Source organism: Microbulbifer mixtoriginis (SeqCode) (assembly GCF_052467235.1).
Genome location: NZ_CP174305.1, coordinates 973,900 through 991,957, shown reverse-complemented (window position 1 = coordinate 991,957; position 18,058 = coordinate 973,900). Strand labels below are relative to the sequence as shown.

The 18,058-nt window shown below is 50.0% G+C and carries 17 protein-coding genes; 8 read left to right on the top strand and 9 right to left on the bottom strand.

The annotated features are described in order from the left end of the window. Positions 1 to 98: 98 nt before the first annotated feature. Positions 99 to 1,814 carry a type IV-A pilus assembly ATPase PilB gene (pilB, locus tag ACJJIO_RS04415; protein ID WP_444910262.1) on the bottom strand — a complete coding sequence of 572 codons (1,716 nt, stop codon included), beginning with the start codon at positions 1,812 to 1,814 and terminating at the stop codon, positions 99 to 101. Positions 1,815 to 2,198: 384 nt separating this feature from the next. On the opposite strand from pilB, the gene ACJJIO_RS04410 reads away from it, so the two are divergent. After that, the gene (locus ACJJIO_RS04410) at positions 2,199 to 2,702 is read left to right on the top strand and encodes a pilin (protein WP_444910261.1); all 504 of its coding nucleotides are present in this window, start codon (positions 2,199 to 2,201) and stop codon (positions 2,700 to 2,702) included. A 201-nt stretch (positions 2,703 to 2,903) separates the two neighbouring features. Here the strand turns inward: ACJJIO_RS04410 and ACJJIO_RS04405 are convergent, their stop codons facing one another. Together ACJJIO_RS04405 and imuA are read right to left on the bottom strand one after the other, a co-directional pair. Continuing rightward, entirely contained in the window at positions 2,904 to 4,019 is a 1,116-nt protein-coding gene (locus ACJJIO_RS04405) for a Y-family DNA polymerase (RefSeq protein WP_444910260.1), read from the bottom strand. 21 nt (positions 4,020 to 4,040) lie between these two features. Then, on the bottom strand, positions 4,041 to 4,748 hold the full coding sequence (gene imuA, locus ACJJIO_RS04400; RefSeq protein WP_444910259.1) for a translesion DNA synthesis-associated protein ImuA: 708 nt from the start codon (positions 4,746 to 4,748) through the stop codon (positions 4,041 to 4,043). 205 nt (positions 4,749 to 4,953) lie between these two features. Between imuA and dcd the strand changes: the two genes are divergently transcribed. From dcd to ACJJIO_RS04385, 3 genes are read left to right on the top strand one after another with little or no spacing between them, the layout of a single operon-like run. Then, the gene (gene dcd, locus ACJJIO_RS04395) at positions 4,954 to 5,523 is read left to right on the top strand and encodes a dCTP deaminase (protein WP_152454498.1); all 570 of its coding nucleotides are present in this window, start codon (positions 4,954 to 4,956) and stop codon (positions 5,521 to 5,523) included. Between the two features lie 28 nt (positions 5,524 to 5,551). Continuing rightward, on the top strand, positions 5,552 to 6,760 hold the full coding sequence (locus ACJJIO_RS04390; RefSeq protein ID WP_444910258.1) for a BaiN/RdsA family NAD(P)/FAD-dependent oxidoreductase: 1,209 nt from the start codon (positions 5,552 to 5,554) through the stop codon (positions 6,758 to 6,760). 1 nt (position 6,761) lies between these two features. Beyond that, the gene (locus ACJJIO_RS04385; protein WP_252082943.1) at positions 6,762 to 6,947 is read left to right on the top strand and encodes a hypothetical protein; all 186 of its coding nucleotides are present in this window, start codon (positions 6,762 to 6,764) and stop codon (positions 6,945 to 6,947) included. A gap of 142 nt (positions 6,948 to 7,089) precedes the next feature. Here ACJJIO_RS04385 and ACJJIO_RS04380 read toward each other — a convergent pair whose 3' ends face one another. Next, positions 7,090 to 7,359, bottom strand: coding sequence for a YMGG-like glycine zipper-containing protein (locus ACJJIO_RS04380; RefSeq protein ID WP_252082942.1), 270 nt, complete (start codon positions 7,357 to 7,359; stop codon positions 7,090 to 7,092). 152 nt (positions 7,360 to 7,511) lie between these two features. Between ACJJIO_RS04380 and ACJJIO_RS04375 the strand changes: the two genes are divergently transcribed. Continuing rightward, positions 7,512 to 7,721, top strand: a complete 210-nt coding sequence (locus tag ACJJIO_RS04375) for a DUF3820 family protein (RefSeq protein WP_444884072.1) — start codon at positions 7,512 to 7,514, stop codon at positions 7,719 to 7,721. Between the two features lie 585 nt (positions 7,722 to 8,306). On the opposite strand, the gene ACJJIO_RS04370 is transcribed toward ACJJIO_RS04375, so the two are convergent. The 5 genes from ACJJIO_RS04370 to gltA form a co-directional block, all read right to left on the bottom strand. Beyond that, the gene (locus tag ACJJIO_RS04370) at positions 8,307 to 8,855 is read right to left on the bottom strand and encodes a Tll0287-like domain-containing protein (protein WP_252082940.1); all 549 of its coding nucleotides are present in this window, start codon (positions 8,853 to 8,855) and stop codon (positions 8,307 to 8,309) included. 12 nt (positions 8,856 to 8,867) lie between these two features. Next, positions 8,868 to 10,220 carry a cytochrome c3 family protein gene (locus ACJJIO_RS04365; RefSeq protein ID WP_444910257.1) on the bottom strand — a complete coding sequence of 451 codons (1,353 nt, stop codon included), beginning with the start codon at positions 10,218 to 10,220 and terminating at the stop codon, positions 8,868 to 8,870. Further along, the gene (locus ACJJIO_RS04360) at positions 10,221 to 12,251 is read right to left on the bottom strand and encodes an FAD-dependent oxidoreductase (RefSeq protein ID WP_444910256.1); all 2,031 of its coding nucleotides are present in this window, start codon (positions 12,249 to 12,251) and stop codon (positions 10,221 to 10,223) included. Between the two features lie 700 nt (positions 12,252 to 12,951). Continuing rightward, positions 12,952 to 13,488 (bottom strand): hemerythrin domain-containing protein, encoded by a 537-nt coding sequence (locus ACJJIO_RS04355; protein ID WP_444910255.1) that lies wholly within the window; start codon positions 13,486 to 13,488, stop codon positions 12,952 to 12,954. A gap of 318 nt (positions 13,489 to 13,806) precedes the next feature. Beyond that, a complete protein-coding gene (gene gltA, locus ACJJIO_RS04350) occupies positions 13,807 to 15,096 on the bottom strand; it encodes a citrate synthase (RefSeq protein ID WP_252082934.1) in 1,290 nt (429 codons plus the stop codon). Positions 15,097 to 15,538: 442 nt separating this feature from the next. On the opposite strand from gltA, the gene sdhC reads away from it, so the two are divergent. The 3 genes from sdhC to sdhA are packed head-to-tail and all read left to right on the top strand — an operon-like array spanning position 15,539 to position 18,051. Next, complete coding sequence (sdhC, locus tag ACJJIO_RS04345) at positions 15,539 to 15,913, top strand: succinate dehydrogenase, cytochrome b556 subunit (RefSeq protein WP_252082932.1); 375 nt, start codon at positions 15,539 to 15,541, stop codon at positions 15,911 to 15,913. Next, positions 15,907 to 16,275, top strand: a complete 369-nt coding sequence (gene sdhD / locus ACJJIO_RS04340; protein WP_444910254.1) for a succinate dehydrogenase, hydrophobic membrane anchor protein — start codon at positions 15,907 to 15,909, stop codon at positions 16,273 to 16,275. Before sdhC ends, sdhD begins: the two co-directional genes overlap by 7 nt. Before the next feature lie 3 nt (positions 16,276 to 16,278). After that, the gene (sdhA, locus tag ACJJIO_RS04335) at positions 16,279 to 18,051 is read left to right on the top strand and encodes a succinate dehydrogenase flavoprotein subunit (protein WP_252082930.1); all 1,773 of its coding nucleotides are present in this window, start codon (positions 16,279 to 16,281) and stop codon (positions 18,049 to 18,051) included. Positions 18,052 to 18,058: the final 7 nt, after the last annotated feature.

The following is an 18,058-nucleotide window of genomic DNA, read 5'->3' as shown; positions in this document are numbered from 1 at the left end:
TGCAACGATCTATTATCTGTTAGTGCCGTCAAGCTATTTTAACCCTAAAAATCTAAAGTTCAGCCCCTTAGGAGGGCTGAGCTCAAGTGTGTCGAACATTAATCTTTGGTCACCCGGTTTGCTTCCTCTAGGCTGGTAATCCCCATAACCACTTTGCGTAAGGCGGAGGTTCTCAAATTGTTAAAGCCCTCCTCGCGGGCCTTATCAGCAATCTGAATTGAGTTACCGCCTTCCATTATAATTCTTGAGATACTGTCAGTAATGCGAACCACTTCATACACACCTACGCGCCCTTTATAGCCTTTGGAGCACTGTTCGCATCCAACAGGTTGATAGATCGCCCAATCGCTTTGAGGAATAGTAATGCCATCAAAGCCTTCCGCCTTGAGTACTTCAGAGGGGAGGCTCGCAGGCGTTTTACACTCGTTACATAAGCGGCGGGCCAGACGCTGGGCAATAATGACACTGACCGACGTAGCGATATTAAAAGTGGGAACACCCATATTCATCAGGCGTGTCAGAGTCTCAGGAGCTGAATTTGTATGCAGTGTGGACAGTACTAAGTGTCCTGTTTGAGCAGCCTTAATTGCGATTTCAGCCGTTTCCAGATCCCGTATCTCTCCCACCATTACTATATCCGGGTCTTGGCGAAGGAAAGAGCGCAGCGCCTCGGCAAAGTTAAGTCCAACTTTGGTGGAAACGTTGACTTGATTAATTCCCTCCAGGTTGATTTCAACAGGGTCCTCTGCCGTGGAGATATTGCGTTCCGCTGTATTGAGAATATTCAGGCCGGTATAAAGGGATACTGTTTTGCCGGAACCGGTGGGGCCAGTTACTAGGATCATGCCCTGTGGCTGGGCTAAGGCATCCATATAGATCTTCTTCTGCTCATCCTCATAGCCAAGTGCATCAATGCCTAATTTGGCGGAAGAGGGGTCTAAAATCCGCAATACAATTTTCTCTCCCCACAGAGTTGGCAAGCTGTTTACGCGGAAGTCAATCGCTTTGGTTTTGGAGAGCTTCATCTTAATGCGGCCATCCTGGGGCACCCGCTTTTCTGAGATGTCCATCTTGGACATGACTTTAAGGCGTGCAGATAGGCGGCTGGCTAGCTGTATTGGAGGTTTGGCTATTTCGTGAAGCACACCATCTGTGCGGAAACGTACCCTATAGGATTTTTCATAGGGCTCGAAGTGAATATCTGAGGCGCCGCTGCGAATGGCATCCAGAAGTACTTTGTTGACAAAGCGTACAACAGGTGCTTCATCGCCCCCGGGCTCATTGTCCTCATTGCGCTCAGTATCATCGTTGCCGACATCCAGTCCATCCAGCTCTTCATCATCCATACCCTCCAGTCCGGCACTCATATCGCCACTATCTGAGAGGTAGCTCTCAATCGCTTTGGCTAATTTGTCGGCTTCTACCAGTACTGCATCTGTATTGAGGCCGGTATTAAAATTGATCTCGTCTAGGCCAGCCAAATTTGTGGGATCTGCCACGGCGACAAATAAACGATTGCCGCGCGTATACAGTGGAAGCGTAAAATGCTTGCTGATTAATTTTTCATCAATAACACCCTTGGGAATTAGATCAAAGTTGTAACTGCTCAATTCGAACAAGGGAGAGCCAAAAGCTTGGGAAGCAATATCAGCAAGCTCGCGGCTCTTGATCAGTTTTGTTTCCACTGCATGTTGGGCAAAGGTTTGCTGCTCTCTACGCGCTGCTTTTATTGCTGATAAAGCTGTACTCTCGTCGATAACTTGATCCGCAACCAAGCGTTTTGCAAGGCCACTAAGGGAAGAGGTATTGCTCATGATTTATACCGCTTTATTGAACTAATAATTGCTTGATTGCCGGATCTTCTGGTTGGATCGGTTTTCTTTCTCAGAAATCATACCAGAGCGCGCCATCAATTTAATGACTTGGTCAAGTTTTGAGAAGTGATAGTTATGGGGAGGCATCTATGAAGGAGGTGAAAATGAGGGCTGATTTTGACATTTTTTGTCAGTTTTGCGGGCGGCGCGTCAGAACATACCCTTGATATTCTCTTGAGTAATCAAAAATACAGCAACTAATTCAGCGTATTTAAAAGGCTTTCCAAACTTGGCATAAACTTTGTATGTTGCTAGGCGACTTCCTCACGGGATGCCATCCCTCACGGGACTCACAATCTATAAGTCTGTATGGAGACGGTTACAATGAAAAAGCAACAGGGTTTTACTCTTATTGAATTGATGATCGTGGTTGCGATTATCGGTATTTTGGCTGCAGTAGCTCTGCCGCAATATCAGAATTACACTGCGCGTGCTCAAGCTGCAGAGGCTATGAATCTACTGGGAGGACTTAAGGCTCCAGTAGTTGATGTGGCAAGCTCTGCCGGTATGGCCCAAGCATGTAGTGCTGCTGCTGCAGTCCCTGCTAATCCTGGCGCAACTCCTCCCACTCCTGCAGTTCCTGCTGGTGCCTTGAACGGCCTTGTGTTGGGTGGACAATATGTTAATACTATCACAGCAACTCCTAACAACACGACTAGCTGCCAATTGATCGCTACTTTTAAGCCAGCTGGTAGCGGCGTCAATGACAAGATTGCGGGTCAAAAAATTGCCTTCACCTATATTGCTGCCACTGGAAGCTGGAACTGCACCTCTAACCTTGATACCACAGTAATACCGAAAAACTGCTCTGAAGACTCTTCGCTTTAAGTCTTTAGGTTAACTGCATAAGCCCCTTCCTTTGGTTGGGGCTTTTCTTTTTGGTTTTCGGAATGTGGTTTTCTTTTAGTTTCTTAGATTCAAGTTCTCCGTTGCGAAAACTGCAAGATTTTTCTATAAAACACATCGGAGGCAATATTAGGAATTCCATAAGGCTTTTCTAAACTCTTAGCTTGAAGTAAGTACTCTTATTTAAATGGAACATTTTAGTTGGATGCTTGACAGTGCCTGATACCCCAGGCGGCTTGTTAGCCTTTGAATTAAATTTTGTTTTTTGAATTCCTTTTTTGATGATTTTCTCTCTAGAATAGAGCGATTTTCTAGATGAGATCTGGCTTGTGTAAGTAACTCCTGTACTCCCAGTTGAAGTTGAATGCATCCAGCGTTGGAATCATTTATTTCTTTTTCTTCCTTTCTCTTTAATAATTGCAAATGTAATTGTCGTGGAAAAAAACTATAGCGACGCAGGTCGTAGTTGAGTACGAACTGCAGATTCCTGGGTGATAATATTAATTTCTCTGGGTTGTTTTGTGCTTCTGAGGAAAAGAACTCCTTGCCTAAGTTAAGTTGAGTCTGGCAAGTGTAAACATGCTTTCGTAAGTCACTGGTAAGTTGTACTAGATAATTGATAAAAGCACGACCAAAAAGCTCTTCAATTTCTGACATTGGAGCCTCTAATAGTTGGCTTATCCGATGAAACCCACATAGGTAAAGCTTCTTTATAGTTTTATGATCGCATTCAAGAAGCTTGCAGGGTGCCTGATAGATCCATTGTTTCCATTGTTGTGTGGTAGATGGAGTGTGGGTTTTAAGTAGCCACTGGCGATGTTCGAGTGATTGACTAAGCAGCAGCGCTATTCTGGAGCTATGGCTAAGCCCCATATAGTGGCTAATGCCTATTTGCGTAAGTTCCTGCTGCATCGTATCCAGTACAACTCTGAGCCCATCATTAGTTTTCAAGCCGCTGCCCAGTTCAATATAAAGATATGAAGAGTGACTACCTTCTTTGTGATCCTCTGCACTTATAGAGATCTTTGGGCTAAAACTGAACGCCCATAGCGCCAGCTCTTCTCGATGGCGTTGCTCTTTTTCCCTATTTCGTTGCAGCAACTTTAGATTTGGGCATAGATTTTGAGCAGTCGCAGAGTTCAAGCCGGAGATTATGCCGCTTTTGAAAGCGGCTTTATTTGCCTCCACTATGATTTGCTTTTCCACTATCGCCAGTGGCTGGTTTTTCTCTTCCGGCGTCTGAGCTCGGGTGAGCGCCTCCAGAGGAAGTTTGGGAAACTGGATACAAAGCCAGAGCATGGAGAGTCCCTTAGATGTCGCTTAGTGCAGGGCTAGATGATGCCGTTTTGATGTGCTGTGTTGCAGGAGGTTTAGCTGAAGGTGTTGACCACTAGGGCCACCCACTTGCTTCAGTAGTCTGAGGGCAAGTTGTTCTGGCTTGCTATGCAGCTGTAGTCGTAGCGTGGCAGGCGAGGGCCGGGGGGCTTCTGACAGGGGGCGGAAGTGGAAGTGAATACAGTTGCTTGCTTCGGCGGATTGCTGCAGGCGCTGCAGCTCTCGATAACTTATCGCCTGCTCGCCCTGCCAGCTCAAAACTGCGGAACAGCCTCCGGATTGTAGGGACTGCTCTATGGCCCAGAGGCAGTCTCGCTTGTCGCGGGGGTGGACTAATAATAGCTGTTCCAGTTGGATACCATGCTGGGCAAGTTCTGATGCACGGGGAGTAAATGGGGGTTTAATGAGAATCACCATCTCTCCTTTTTGGGTCAGTTCAGCGAGCAGAGGGAGTAGGAGGCTCAATGCGTTGGAGTTTGCCTGGGCTACAAGCAGCTCAGTAGTGCTACCGTGCGGCCAGCCGCGGTCTTTGAGAAGGGCGTCCAAGCAGGTGAAACCGGTAGTGGTCCCTGCGTTTTGGGGTTCATTGGCTGCTTGGCAGGCCTTTCTGTCTCTAAAGTGTCGCAGTCTGATTGAGGAGCCGGCTTGGTTTTCCAAGTGATTATTTTGTATGAAGTTTTTGGCTTTGTTCACATTGCCACCCCGCATTCTTGTCTCGGTCTTCAATCGGATCACATTAGGCAACTGTATGCATATACAGTTTTCTGTGAATTTATACAGTAGTTAGTGGTTGGCGACAAGGTCGAAAGGCGTCGATTGGCACTTTTTTGCACAGTCTAAACCGGCTATGATTCCGCCTCTTTTGTTGAGCACTGATTATTCTTTTTAGGGGGACGGAGTGAGTATCAAGTCCGATAAGTGGATTCGCCGCATGGCTGAGCAGCACGGCATGATTGAGCCATTTGAGCCGGGCCAGGTGCGCCATGGCAATGATGGCGAGCGACTCATCTCCTACGGTACGTCTAGTTACGGTTACGATGTGCGCTGTGCTGGCGAGTTTAAGATCTTTACCAACGTGCATTCGGCTACTGTGGACCCCAAGACCTTCGATGAGAACAGCTTTGTCGATGTGGAGGGGGAGTACTGTATCATCCCGCCGAACTCCTTTGCCCTGGCGCGTACCGTGGAGTATTTCCGTATCCCGCGTTCGGTATTGACCATCTGCCTGGGCAAATCCACCTATGCGCGTTGCGGCATAATCGTCAATGTAACGCCGCTGGAGCCGGAGTGGGAAGGGCATGTGACCCTTGAGTTTTCAAATACCACCAACCTGCCGGCGAAGATCTACGCCAATGAAGGTATCGCTCAGATGCTGTTTTTCGAGTCTGATGAAGTCTGCGATGTGTCCTATGCGGATCGCGGTGGTAAGTACCAGGGGCAGCGCGGCGTGACCCTGCCTCGTACCTGATACTTGGGTGATCGCGCAGCCCTATTTCATGAATGATGTATCCCATAGCCAGCTGCCTAAAAGTGTCGATGTACTGATTATCGGCGCCGGGGCAGCGGGTTTAATGTGCGCCGCCACTGCCGGCCAGCGCGGCCGTAACGTGCTGGTATTGGATCATGCCAATAAAGTTGGCAAGAAGATCCTGATGTCTGGCGGTGGACGCTGTAATTTCACCAACCTCTACACCAGCGCGGAAAATTTCTACAGCCGCAATCCCCATTTTTGTAAGTCTGCCCTGGCGCGCTACAGCCAATGGGATTTTATTGCATTGGTGGAAAAGCATGGGGTTTCCTATCACGAGAAAACACTGGGCCAGTTGTTTTGCGACAACAAGTCCAAGGATATTCTCGACCTGTTATTGGCGGAGTGCCGTGCAGCCAAAGCTCAGGTTCGCACCCGTTGTGCCATTTCCTCAATAGAGTCGGGGCAAAGTGGTTATCGTGTTGAGACCAGCCTAGGGCTGGTTCACTGTGAGTCCCTAGTCGTGGCTACTGGTGGATTGTCGATACCCACCATGGGGGCCACTGGCTTTGGCTATGATATCGCACGCCAGTTTGGGCTCAATATCATTCCCACTCGTGCGGCCTTGGTGCCCTTTACCCAGCACAAGCGCCATTTGGAGCGACAGGCTAGCCTACCGGGCAGCTCGCTTAGTGTGACGGCCTCCTGTGATGAGGGTAGCTTTCACGAGCAGATGCTGTTTACTCACCGAGGTTTGAGCGGACCGGCAGTGTTACAAATATCCAGCCACTGGCGCGAAGGCGAAAAGGTGACTTTCGATCTGGCCCCGGATCGTGATCTGGCCGATTGGCTGCAACAGCGCCGCCGGGAGAGCCCAGAGATTCACTTGCACAGTGTTTTGGCTGAGCTTTGGACTAAGAAGCTTGTGCAGTTTTTCCTACAACGGCAGCATATCGACAGCCGTCCCCTCAAGCAGTTTACTGAAATAGAGCTGCAGGAACTCGGAGCCAAGTTGCAAACCTGGACGCAGGTTCCCGATGGCACCGAAGGCTATCGCACTGCAGAAGTTACCCTCGGCGGCGTGGATACAGATCAGATTTCTTCGCGTACTATGGAGTGCAAAACCCAGCCAGGGCTTTATTTTGTGGGTGAAGTACTCGATGTGACTGGCTGGCTGGGGGGCTTTAATTTTCAGTGGGCCTGGGCTTCTGGGCACGCGGCGGGGGAGGTCGCCTGATATGGGAGATGTGATTCCTTTTAAAAGAAAAACCACCTGGCAGAAACACAAGGGTAGCACTCTTTGCCGGGAAGGTTTTCACAAGTGGAAAGTGGTTACCGAGCGCAAGTTTGATGTTAAGCAGGGCAAGCTCGTCACAGAGTATTGCTGTGAGCGCTGTGGAAAAACCAAGACCAAGTTGCTTTAGAGTGGCTCGCTAGAGAAAGCGCAGCTTCCTGAATGTTGCTCATTGTCCCGGTAGCTCTTATCCCGGATAACCCCTGGTGCGTTAGGCGCACCAGGGGCTGCGCCATGCATTAACTCTGAGCCTGGCGATTCTCCATTAAACACTAATAGCGATAGTAGCCTCCGCGATAGCGATAGTAGTCTCTGCGTTTTCTTTCTCTATCGTAGAGATAGCCTGCCCCTGCGCCAATCACTGCGCCTGCTGCAGTGCCACCGGGCCGACCACCACTGATTAGGGCACCGGTTACGGCACCGACGCCGATGCCGGTTCCGATGCGACGATCGGTATCGCTCATATTGGCACAGCCTTGCCCGCCGAGGCCTAGGGCCAATACTGCGGTTAAGCTGAGGTATTTAATCGCTTTGATACGCATAGTCACCCCTTTCAGTGATGCTTGAGGGATAGAGATTCGGTAAGACAGACCGAATAATTTCGCAGCCAGTGTAGGGTGGAGATAAGTCAGCAACAAATATCTAAGCTGTGGGCTGCGTATAGCACAAAATAAGAGATTTGAAGGATTTTGCGATGTTTGAAAAGCAGCAATTGATTGATATTGCCCAAACCCCAATGCCATTCGGTAAGTATGCGGGTAGAGTACTTATCGATCTTCCTGAGGAGTACCTGCTTTGGTTTGCCAAAAAGGGTTTTCCTACTGGGAAGTTGGGGCAGTTGATGGCTCTGACATTGGAGATCAAAATTGAAGGGCTGGAAGGGCTGATTGCGCCGTTAAAATAATCTGAAGATGTTTATCGTTGTCTCTTGGTAAAAGTCAAAAAAATCTAAGCAAGTGACCACTTTAAAAACTCCTAGGCTGCTCTTTTCTTTGTTTCGTTTTCCATGATTTTTTGTGGAAAAAATGCCTACTAGCTCGGTTAAGAGCATGTTATACCAGTACCTTGATTTTGATTTTCTAGGTTGCGAGTCTAGTATGTAAATGCCTAGGTGAGCTTTGCGGAGCGAAGCGTTAACAACAAGCGGTCCGTAATGGAGACTGGACTAACCCGGAAATAGGCCCACAGCGGGTGACCACTGGTCTGAATGATTTCAGCGAGGTTAAAGCGGGAGTAGAGCCAGTCATATTAAAGAGGGAGCGGTCGAAATGAATTCGGCCGCTAATTAATTGTACCTACTCAAAATATTTTTCTTAATTTCTTCTTATATTTTGATTTTTATCGGTAAATGTTGGAATTCTGAAAAATCTTGCAATTAGTTCTGTGAGATAAAAGAAAATCGTTGATTGTTAAATGTAGAGTGCGTTGGGGAAAACCCCGGCAGCGGATTTGCCGGGGCTGGGTCAGCTAAGGAAGCTCAGGCGATAAATTAAAGCGGTATACGAACAACTACACCACCCATAGTTTCGCCAAGCTCAAAATTATCGCGTGGACTATCCGCGTGGTCATTGTGACAGCTGACACAAGCTGGGGATACACCCACATCGGCATAAACCGCGGTAAAGTATTCGGTATCACCGAGTGTCTCACGGCCATAGAAATTTTTACCTGGGTTGTCGATGACAAACTGCAAGCCTTGCTTTTCCATTTCGGTACGCGGCTTGTTCTGTTTGTTTACCGGCCATAGGGACAGCAGGGCGTAGCTGAAGCCGGATTCTTTTTCCGCGACTCGCTCAGCACCCATTCGCATCATTTGTGCGGGCAACGGCAGCAATTTTTTATCCTGCCAGTGCTCGTCGGCATCCAGAACTTTTTCCTCATTTTGCAAACGGTTAACTACCTTGTTGGTGTAATTGGCTCTGTCTGCCTCAATCACGGCAAAGATAGCATCCGCCATTCGCTCCGGTGCCACGCCCTGGTTTTTTTCACAGCCAGTGAGTAGGGCCAGTCCGGCGATAAAACAAGCGGCAATACGCATAGTGTTCCCCTCCTATTGGGATTGTGTTTGCTTATTTTTGCTTTTGGAAATTCTTGCAATGCGGTCGCGGATTAAGTCAAACGTTTCATGCTTATCCGCAGGCTTATGCTTGAAATTCTGAGAGATCAGTTTTTCGTCCGCCATGGCTGCCAGGGAAAACTCCGCTCCATGACAGTTCAGGCAGACAGGCAACATTTTTTCATTGGGGCGGAGATTGTGGTTCTGATTATGATTGACCACAACCTGTTCTCCGTGGGTTTCCCGCGGCAAGTGACAGCTGGCACAGCTAACGCCGTTTTCTGGATCTGCTTGCCAGGTATTGAAATGCGGCGATTCCTTGTAGGCCAAGCTGTGCTCATCGCTGTGGCAGCTGAGACAGGATTCCACAGCTGCGAACTGCAAGTCGACATCGTGGGGGCCGTGACAACTGGTGCAACTGAGTTCCCCGGAAGCGTCAGACTGCATGGGTATCCAGGCCTGGTGTGGCGTCATGGCACCAACCTGTTGAACAAATTCCTGTGGCAACTTGGATGAGAGGCGCATTCCGTGTTTACCTTGGGTAAAAGATTCCCGTTGCTCGCTGTGGCAGCTTGCACACTGTTCAACAACCTCAGCACTAGTAAATTGCATCTGTCCATTGGTGTGGCAGCTACTGCAGTTCACGTCCACTTGAGAGTGGGGGCTTTGCGCCCAAGCCGCAGCGATTTCTGCAGTTGCAGTTTCTTCCTGTATATCCGCCTGCTGCATCTGTAGGGGCTGAGCATCGGGATGTTCCTGTAACCAGGATTGCATGGCGGTACGTGCCGGAAGCTTTGCCTCCTCGAGCAGATCGGGTTGTCCGACATGGGCGATTAAGAAATCTTCATAAAGGGTGCCGTTATCGTGGTAGTTGTGGCAGCCGGCACTGGCACAGGTCTCGAAGCCCATACCTTCATGGCTACTGCGCTCTTCGGCAATTTCGCTGTGGCAATGAAAGCAGAAATCCCCGGCCAGGCTGACACCCATTTCGCGAGTAATTTGCTGTTTGTGTTCTGTGTGGCAGCTGATGCACTGACGCGCATCCAGGGTTTCCAGCAATTGGGCGTTACGAGGGTCGAGAAATTTTTTGCGTGGATGGGAGTCATCGGCCAGCTCTAATTCTTCTGCGTGGCAGCTTAGGCAAGATTGCTGAATAGATTCTTCCCCTGAAAACCCATCGGTATGACAAGAAGTACAAGCGAGCTCTATCTGATGATGGCCATGTGTGGGCTCGCCAGTTATAAATAAAGACTTGTCATCTGCCGTTAGGTTATAGGAAGCGTAGGCACCTACAACCAGCGTCAACAGTAGTCCGTAATGCCAAAATTTAAATTGATAAGATTTCATTTAGAAGTAATAAACCGCAAGAATGTGATAGGCGAGGAGTACCGGCAGTGCCCAAAGTAAGGCGTAGTGAACGCGTGACCACCACTTGCGATGTTCGCGTAGTCTGAGATCGGTCCAGTGATGATTGCGGGCCATAAAAACACCAACAAGGGAGCCAGTAGCAGTAACCCCAAGGAAGACCAGCATGAGTGCGAGGTTGAGGTTTTGCCCCATACGGAAGCCTGTGTGCACAGCGAGTGCGGCCACGGCAACCACCCCAGTAAGGCTGTGGGCGTAGCGCCAGTGATCTACATGGCCGAAAGATAGTTTTTTCCAGCGCTTTCGCACACTGAGTGCAGCGGTAAAAAAACATAGCGCGAGGATCGTGTAGCCGGTTACCTGTTTCCAGAAGTTGTCATACCAGAGTTTTTCCCAGAATTGGCCGGCCTGCACAGAGTCAGATATTGGCGGGGGTGGCATAAGGAATGACAAGGTAATTAAAAGTAACGATATAATCGAAGTGATTAATATACCCTTGGCGTGGCGCATAACCAGATTAGGCGCAGGGGTATCGAGTAGCTCGGCCATTAAGGGCCGGCAGCTGCCGCAGACAGATCCGGCGGTGGTTGCCTGCTGTAGTTCGTTTAACGTGCGCTTGCCTTCGGAAATAGCCTTGCATAATTCCCCTTTGCTGACGGAATTACACTGGCACACCAGGTAGCTGTCGGGAAAACTCTTGATACTGTTTGACGCCTGTAGGCCAAATAGACGGCCCTCGTCTGCAAACTGCTTAAGCGCTTGAGCACTGACTTTTTCCTCCTGAGCCACCGCTTGGCGCAAGCTGTTGGCCTCATCCCAGCTGCCAATATAAATAGCACCGAGAATGCGCCCATCTTGAACAAATAGCCGGCGATAAATACCCTTGAACCGATTACGGAAAACGTGACTCTGTAAATTACCCTGCTGATGAAGGTTGTCGGAGGCAACGTCTCCCATAATAGCGCAAGGAATGTGGGCGATTTTGAGTTGGATATCTGTGTAACTGCCGGAGTAGGGGCGCTCTAAAATCTCCCCGCCATGTTCGCGGCGAATATGTGAACAACAGCTTTCCGCCTGCTCATAACCGGGGCGAACCAGCTGATACACCTTTTGATCAAACTCGGCACATTCACCAATTGCGTAAACATCCGGATCGGAGGTTTGCATCCATTCGTTGACTACAACCCCTCTATCGATTTTTAGTCCGGCTTTTTGGGCAAGGGCGACTTCCGGCTGAATACCAGTGCAAAGAACAATAGCATCGACGCAGAGGTTTTCGCCATCCTCAAAGTGTAAATGGGATTTTTCTTCCTGCTGCTCAATTGACTTAAGAATTGAGCCAGTTTTCAGCTGCACACCAAGGGCGGCAAGAGAGGATTTTAAAAACTCTTCGCCTTCCTCACCTAAAAGGCCACTTAGTAATTTTCCGCGGGATTGAAGTGTGACAGTATTTTTCGGTGTTTTTAGAGCCGTTGCCGCTTCCAGCCCCAGGGCGCCGGCGCCGATCACACAAATATCGGCGTGCCGCTCCCGCAGGGCGATTAGATCATTGGTATTGCGCAGGCTGCGAAAGGGGTAAACGCTGGGTAATCCTGCACCGGGTATTGCGGGAATTTTGGGGTTGGAGCCGGTGGCTAGAATCAGCTTGGTGTAGGGCTGAATATTACCGGCAGCATCTGTTACCGTTTTTTTGACACGGTCTATAGAGACGATTTTACGGTCGATATATTCTGCGAGCCGGTGGTCAGTTTTACCTAGGATGGGATTATCCAGTTCCTCCCGTTCCACATGGCGAGAGAGGTACTGTGATAATTTTACACGATTATAAGGTGATTCTGTTTCCGCTCCATAGATAACAATTTGCGCTTCGTCACAGAACTCAAGCAGCTTTTGTGCACAGCGAACCCCGACCGGTCCAGTGCCTACAATTACATAAATCGGATAGCTGCTGTCGCTGGTGCGGGCGCCATCTGGTAAATATTGACGAGCAGCTGAACTTTCTAGTTCAGTCATATTTCCCCCGAATCCCCCGGCTTTTACTACTGGCCTTTTGTCCTTTTTGTTTTAAGCCACAAAGCTTTCAGAACTTCCTAGACCAATATTCCACCGTTATGAGTTTTTTTAAATTCTAATTTCTATATGTTTAAACAAAATTAAATAAACGTCTAGTGTTGAATAGAAATCGCGAGAGAGAATAGGAAGGTATGGGAGGTCAGGCTGGAAAGTTTTTTTAAGTTGTTGTTATTGTTCGCTTTTTTTGATGCTGGCTTCAGTAAAAAAAAGTGGCTGGCCTGATTGTGGTTGCCACTTTTTATTTGCTGAGGAAAAATTTTTAATCAGGTCTTCGCTGTCAATACCTATTAGGTGGGTAAGTTTGATTAGCCTTGGGGTGTAGCTTTAAATAAGCTAAAAAATATGCACTCCACTCTTATGGGCTAGATACGCTTATCCGAAATAATTCCAAAATAATTTTCACTTACCTGTCGGGTATGCGTCTAACGCTTTTGGGTTGGCAAGCGGTTTTTAGAAAAATATTTTGAGTCAGCGAGGGCCTGGAGCCAGGCTTCTAAGGGGAAAAGGTTTGCGCCCCGTCCTTGTGGGTCGCAGACATCCATTCAAAGTATTTTTTAATAAGTTGTTACTCACTCATTGGCTCACGCCTAATTCCTGTAGATGTTGAGTAACGAACTGGACCTCTCTAGTCCGAAAATACTTAGGAGGGCTGATAGAGAACGTAAAGTTCTTTTTCTTCCAGTGCGGTGCGGCGAGTGAGTGCCTCACCTATCTTTTGGTAATCCATTTTAAAGTCGCGAACCATTTCCGGGGTGAAGGCTTCATGGTTGTAGCGCTTGCAGAATTGCACCACGGCATTGGCGATTTCATTCATATCGGTGCGGAAATCTTTTACAACCTGCAGTGTGTGCGCATCGCCGGCGAGGGCCTGCTCCAGATAGACGTAGAAGCGAACATTTTCCTTTATCAGGTGTGCCTGGAAGCCGGACTTAAATTGAGTGAGTAGTTGTGACAGTTGGCGATAGTTTTGCTTTTCAAAGCCTTCGGACCACATACGCTGGAAAATGCCAATTAAGTGGCGGTGATCGTCCTCCAGGGCTTTGATCAGAGTTGGGTCGTAAGAAATTGTGCGGCTGCCTTTAGCGCTGGCATAGTTGCTGCGGGTATATTTTTCTTCCAGATCGACGCTGTCGGAGGTCTTGCTACCTCTGAACATGCCGGAGATAAAGCTAAGCATATGCTGTGCCCTTAATAGGTTTAATTTTGTGTGTTGTATGGGTAAGGGAAACCGCGGGTGGGTAGTCGCTGAGGTGCGGTAACTACACAGCAAATTCACCCGGTCCGAGAGGCGCGGATTTTACATTGCATGACAGGTGTTTTTCTGTGTGGCGGGAGTTGCATCAGGGTGAGAATTTTAATATTGAGAACCTCGTCACAATTAATGGAGGTCTAGGTTGTTGCGTTATTTGAATTTTGTTGAATATTTTTAAATTCCAGGTGGTTATTTCAGGAAATAAAAAACCCGGCATTGCCGGGTTTTTTATTTTGAGCTTTATTAGCGTTGTTCCAGTGGAACATAATCGCGCTGGGCATAGCCGGTGTAAAGCTGGCGAGGGCGACCAATTTTGTACGGGTTGGAAATCATTTCGTTCCAGTGTGCGATCCAGCCTGAAGTGCGGCCGGTGGCAAAAATTACGGTGAACATATCGGTGGGGATGCCGATAGCCTTCATAATAATACCGGAGTAGAAGTCGACGTTCGGGTAGAGCTTCTTCTCAACGAAGTAATCGTCCTCAAGGGCGATTTTTTCCAGCTTCTTGGCGATCTTCAGCAGTGGATCGTTCTCGGCACCCATGGCTCCCAGAACTTCATCGCAGATGCCCTGCATTACGCGGGAGCGAGGATCGAAGTTCTTGTAGACGCGGTGACCAAAGCCCATTAGGCGGAAGGGGTCATTCTTGTCTTTGGCGCGCTTCACGAATTCGTCGATACGGCTCTCATCGCCGATTTCCTGCAGCATGTTCAGTACTGCCTCGTTGGCGCCGCCGTGAGCGGGTCCCCATAAGGTAGCGATACCGGAGGAGATACAGGCGAAGGGGTTGGCGCCAGAGGAGCCCGCCAGGCGCACGGTAGAGGTGGAGGCGTTTTGCTCATGGTCAGCGTGTAACAGGAAGATGATGTCCATTGCCTTGGCGACAACCGGATCGATCTTGCTGGGCTCGCAGGGATTGCCAAACATCATGTGCAGGAAGTTCTCGGAATAGCTGCGGCTATTGTCCGGGTACATGAAGGGCATGCCTTGGGAGTGCTTGTAGCACATGGCTGCCAAGGTTGGCATCTTGGCAATCAGGCGGTGCGCAGAAATCTCGCGGTGCTCTGGATTGGTGATATCCAGGGAGTCGTGATAGAAGGAGGCGAGAGCACCCACTACGCCACACATCATTGCCATCGGGTGGGCATCGTAACGGAAGCCTTTAAAGAAACTCACCAGGGATTCGTGAACCATGGTGTGAGACATAATAGTGTCTACATACTTCTTCTTTTCTTCTGCATTGGGCAGTTCACCATTCATCAGCAGGTAGCAGGTTTCCAGATAATCGGATTTTTCTGCTAATTGCTCGATGGGGTAGCCCCGGTGCAATAATTGGCCTTTGCCACCATCAATAAAAGTGATCTTGGAATCACATGAGGCGGTGGATACGAAGCCCGGGTCGTAGGTGAAAAAGCCTTTGCTGGTCAGGCCGCCGACATCGATCACATCGGGGCCGAGGGTGCCGGAGCGAACGGGCATCTCAAGAGCGCCGTCGATACCATCGACTGTGAGGTGCGCTTTTTTATCGGACATTGCGGACTCCTAAAAACTGTTCTTATGGCGGCCTTTTCCTAGTGTTTTCGGGTGCTGGCGGCCTTTTGAGCGGGGCCAAACTTAAGTGCCGCGCCGCAAATTGTCAAACCCAAAGGGGTGGACGGCCAGTCGGCCGACAACAGGATATTCGGCGACAGCGTGGGCTGGTAGAGCTTTTGCCTGGTCGTGGGCGCAAAAATCTGCGGAAATCCCGTTGAGCTAAATCCTGTGCCTGCGAGGTGCGCTGAGGTGGCGTATTCCTAGGCGTTCGTTGTGTTTTGACTATCGAATGCCTATAATCCGCGCGGCTTGCGCCATGGTACGGCTACTTTGTACAAGGCTTCATCAGGTCGAGTGCAAAGTGATCAGCAAGCAGCTCGTCCCTCCCAATTTGAAAAGCTAACGGGCGCCCGGTCGTTCAGGGCAACAAGGTGTTTTTCCTGTGAACAAAAACAGACCTGTCAATTTAGACATTTCCACTATAAAGCTTCCCGCTGCCGCTTTGGTTTCCATTTTGCACCGTGTATCCGGTGTGGTGCTCTTCGCCGTTGTGGCGTTGCTGCTCTGCATGCTCGATGCCAGTCTGGAATCCGAACAGGGCTTCGCCGATATGGCGGCAGCATTTAACAGTATTCCAGCCAAGCTCATCCTGTGGGCCTCTCTGGCAGCTCTTATTTACCATTTGCTGGCCGGTGTGCGTCACCTGTTTATGGATATGGGTATGGGTGAGAGCCTCGAAGGTGGTCGCCGCAGCGCAATTGCCGTGCTGGTGGTGAGTGTAATCCTTATTCTTTTAGTGGGAGTATGGTTGTGGTAAGAACAGTAACTAGCTTCGGCCGTAGCGGCACATTCGACTGGCTCTACCAGCGCGTTACCGCAGTAATACTGCTCGCTTACGTCTTCTTTATAGTGGGCTTTATTTTTTTCACCAAAGACTTCGGATACCAGGCCTGGTCTGAATTGTTCGCCCAGCGCTGGATGCGTGTATTCAGCTTGGTTGCCTTGCTGTCCACCGTGATTCACGCCTGGATCGGCCTCTGGTCTGTGGTTACCGACTACATCACCAACCGGGTGATGGGCGGTAAGGCCACTGTTCTGCGCCTGTTCGTAGAAGTGATCCTGGCTGCGGTTGCCGTGCTTTACACGGTGTGGGGCATTGAAATTCTTTGGGGTGTATAAGCAATGGCGAACATGCGAACTATTTCTTTTGACGGGATTGTGATTGGTGGCGGCGGTGCTGGTATGCGCGCGGCTCTGCAGATGGCCCAGTCCGGCTATAAAACTGCGGTAATTACCAAGGTATTCCCAACCCGTTCTCACACGGTATCCGCCCAGGGTGGTATTACCTGTGCGATTGCCAGCTCTGACCCCAATGATGATTGGCGCTGGCACATGTATGACACCGTTAAAGGCTCCGACTATATCGGTGACCAGGAAGCGATTGAATACATGTGTTCTGTAGGCCCCGAAGCGGTATTTGAGCTGGAGCACATGGGCCTGCCTTTCTCCCGAACTGAGGAAGGCCGTATTTATCAGCGCCCATTCGGCGGTCAGTCCAAAGATTTCGGCCGCGGTGGCCAGGCAGCCCGTACCTGTGCTGCCGCCGACCGTACTGGCCACGCACTGCTGCACACGCTGTACCAGAATAATGTTAAGCACCAAACCGAGTTTCTGAACGAGTGGTTTGCGATTGACTTGGTGAAGAACCAGGACGGTGCCGTGGTGGGTGTGATCGCCATGTGCATCGAAGATGGCGAAGTGGTCTTTATTAAGTCCAAGGCGACCGTATTCGCTACCGGTGGTGCCGGCCGTATCTTCGCCTCCACCACTAACGCACACATCAACACCGGCGACGGTGTCGGTATGGCCCTGCGCGCAGGTATGCCTGTGCAGGACATCGAGATGTGGCAGTTCCACCCGACTGGTATTTACGGTGCCGGTGTACTCGTGACCGAAGGTTGTCGCGGTGAGGGTGGCTACCTGATCAACAAAGACGGCGAGCGTTTTATGGAGCGTTACGCGCCCAACGCTAAAGACCTCGCTTCTCGCGATGTTGTAGCCCGTTCCATGGTACTTGAGATTCTCGATGGCCGCGGCTGTGGCCCCGAGGGCGATCACGTGTTCCTGAAGCTTGATCACTTGGGCGAAGACTTGCTCAACAGCCGCCTGCCCGGTATCTGTGAGTTGTCCAAGACCTTTGCCCATGTCGACCCAGTTAAGGCGCCGATTCCGGTTGTTCCCACCTGTCACTATATGATGGGCGGTATTCCCACCAACGTTCACGGCCAGGCCTTGACCCAGGACGCTGCGGGCAACGACCAGATCATCGACGGCTTCTACGCCTGTGGTGAGGTTGCCTGTGTATCTGTACACGGCGCTAACCGCCTGGGTGGTAACTCGCTGCTGGACCTGGTGGTATTCGGCCGCGCATCCGGCCTATTTATCGAGAAGGCACTGCGTGAAGGTATTGAGCACCGCGAAGCGTCCGAGTCCGATCTGGAAGCGGCGATGGCGCGTCTGAACCGACTGGAAACCAACGAAACCGGTGAGAAAGCTGCGGACCTGCGCAAAGAGTTGCAAGGTGTAATGCAGAATCACTTCGGCGTATTCCGCCGCGGCGACTACATGGCGGAAGGTGTGAAGAAGCTGGCTGACCTGCGTGAGCGTATTGAGAATGTACGCCTGGACGACAGAAGCCGTGCGTTTAACACCGCCCGTGTCGAAGCGCTGGAACTGCAGAACCTGCTGGAAGTTGCCGAGGCCACTGCGATTGCCGCGGAGACCCGCACTGAGAGCCGCGGTGCCCATGCCCGCGAAGACTTCCAGGAGCGCGATGACGAAAACTGGCTGTGTCATTCCATGTACTTCCCAACTGAGAAGCGTGTTGGCAAGCGTGCGGTAAACTTTGCACCGACCACCATGGAAGCCTTTGAACCGAAAGCTCGGACCTACTGATTCGGGA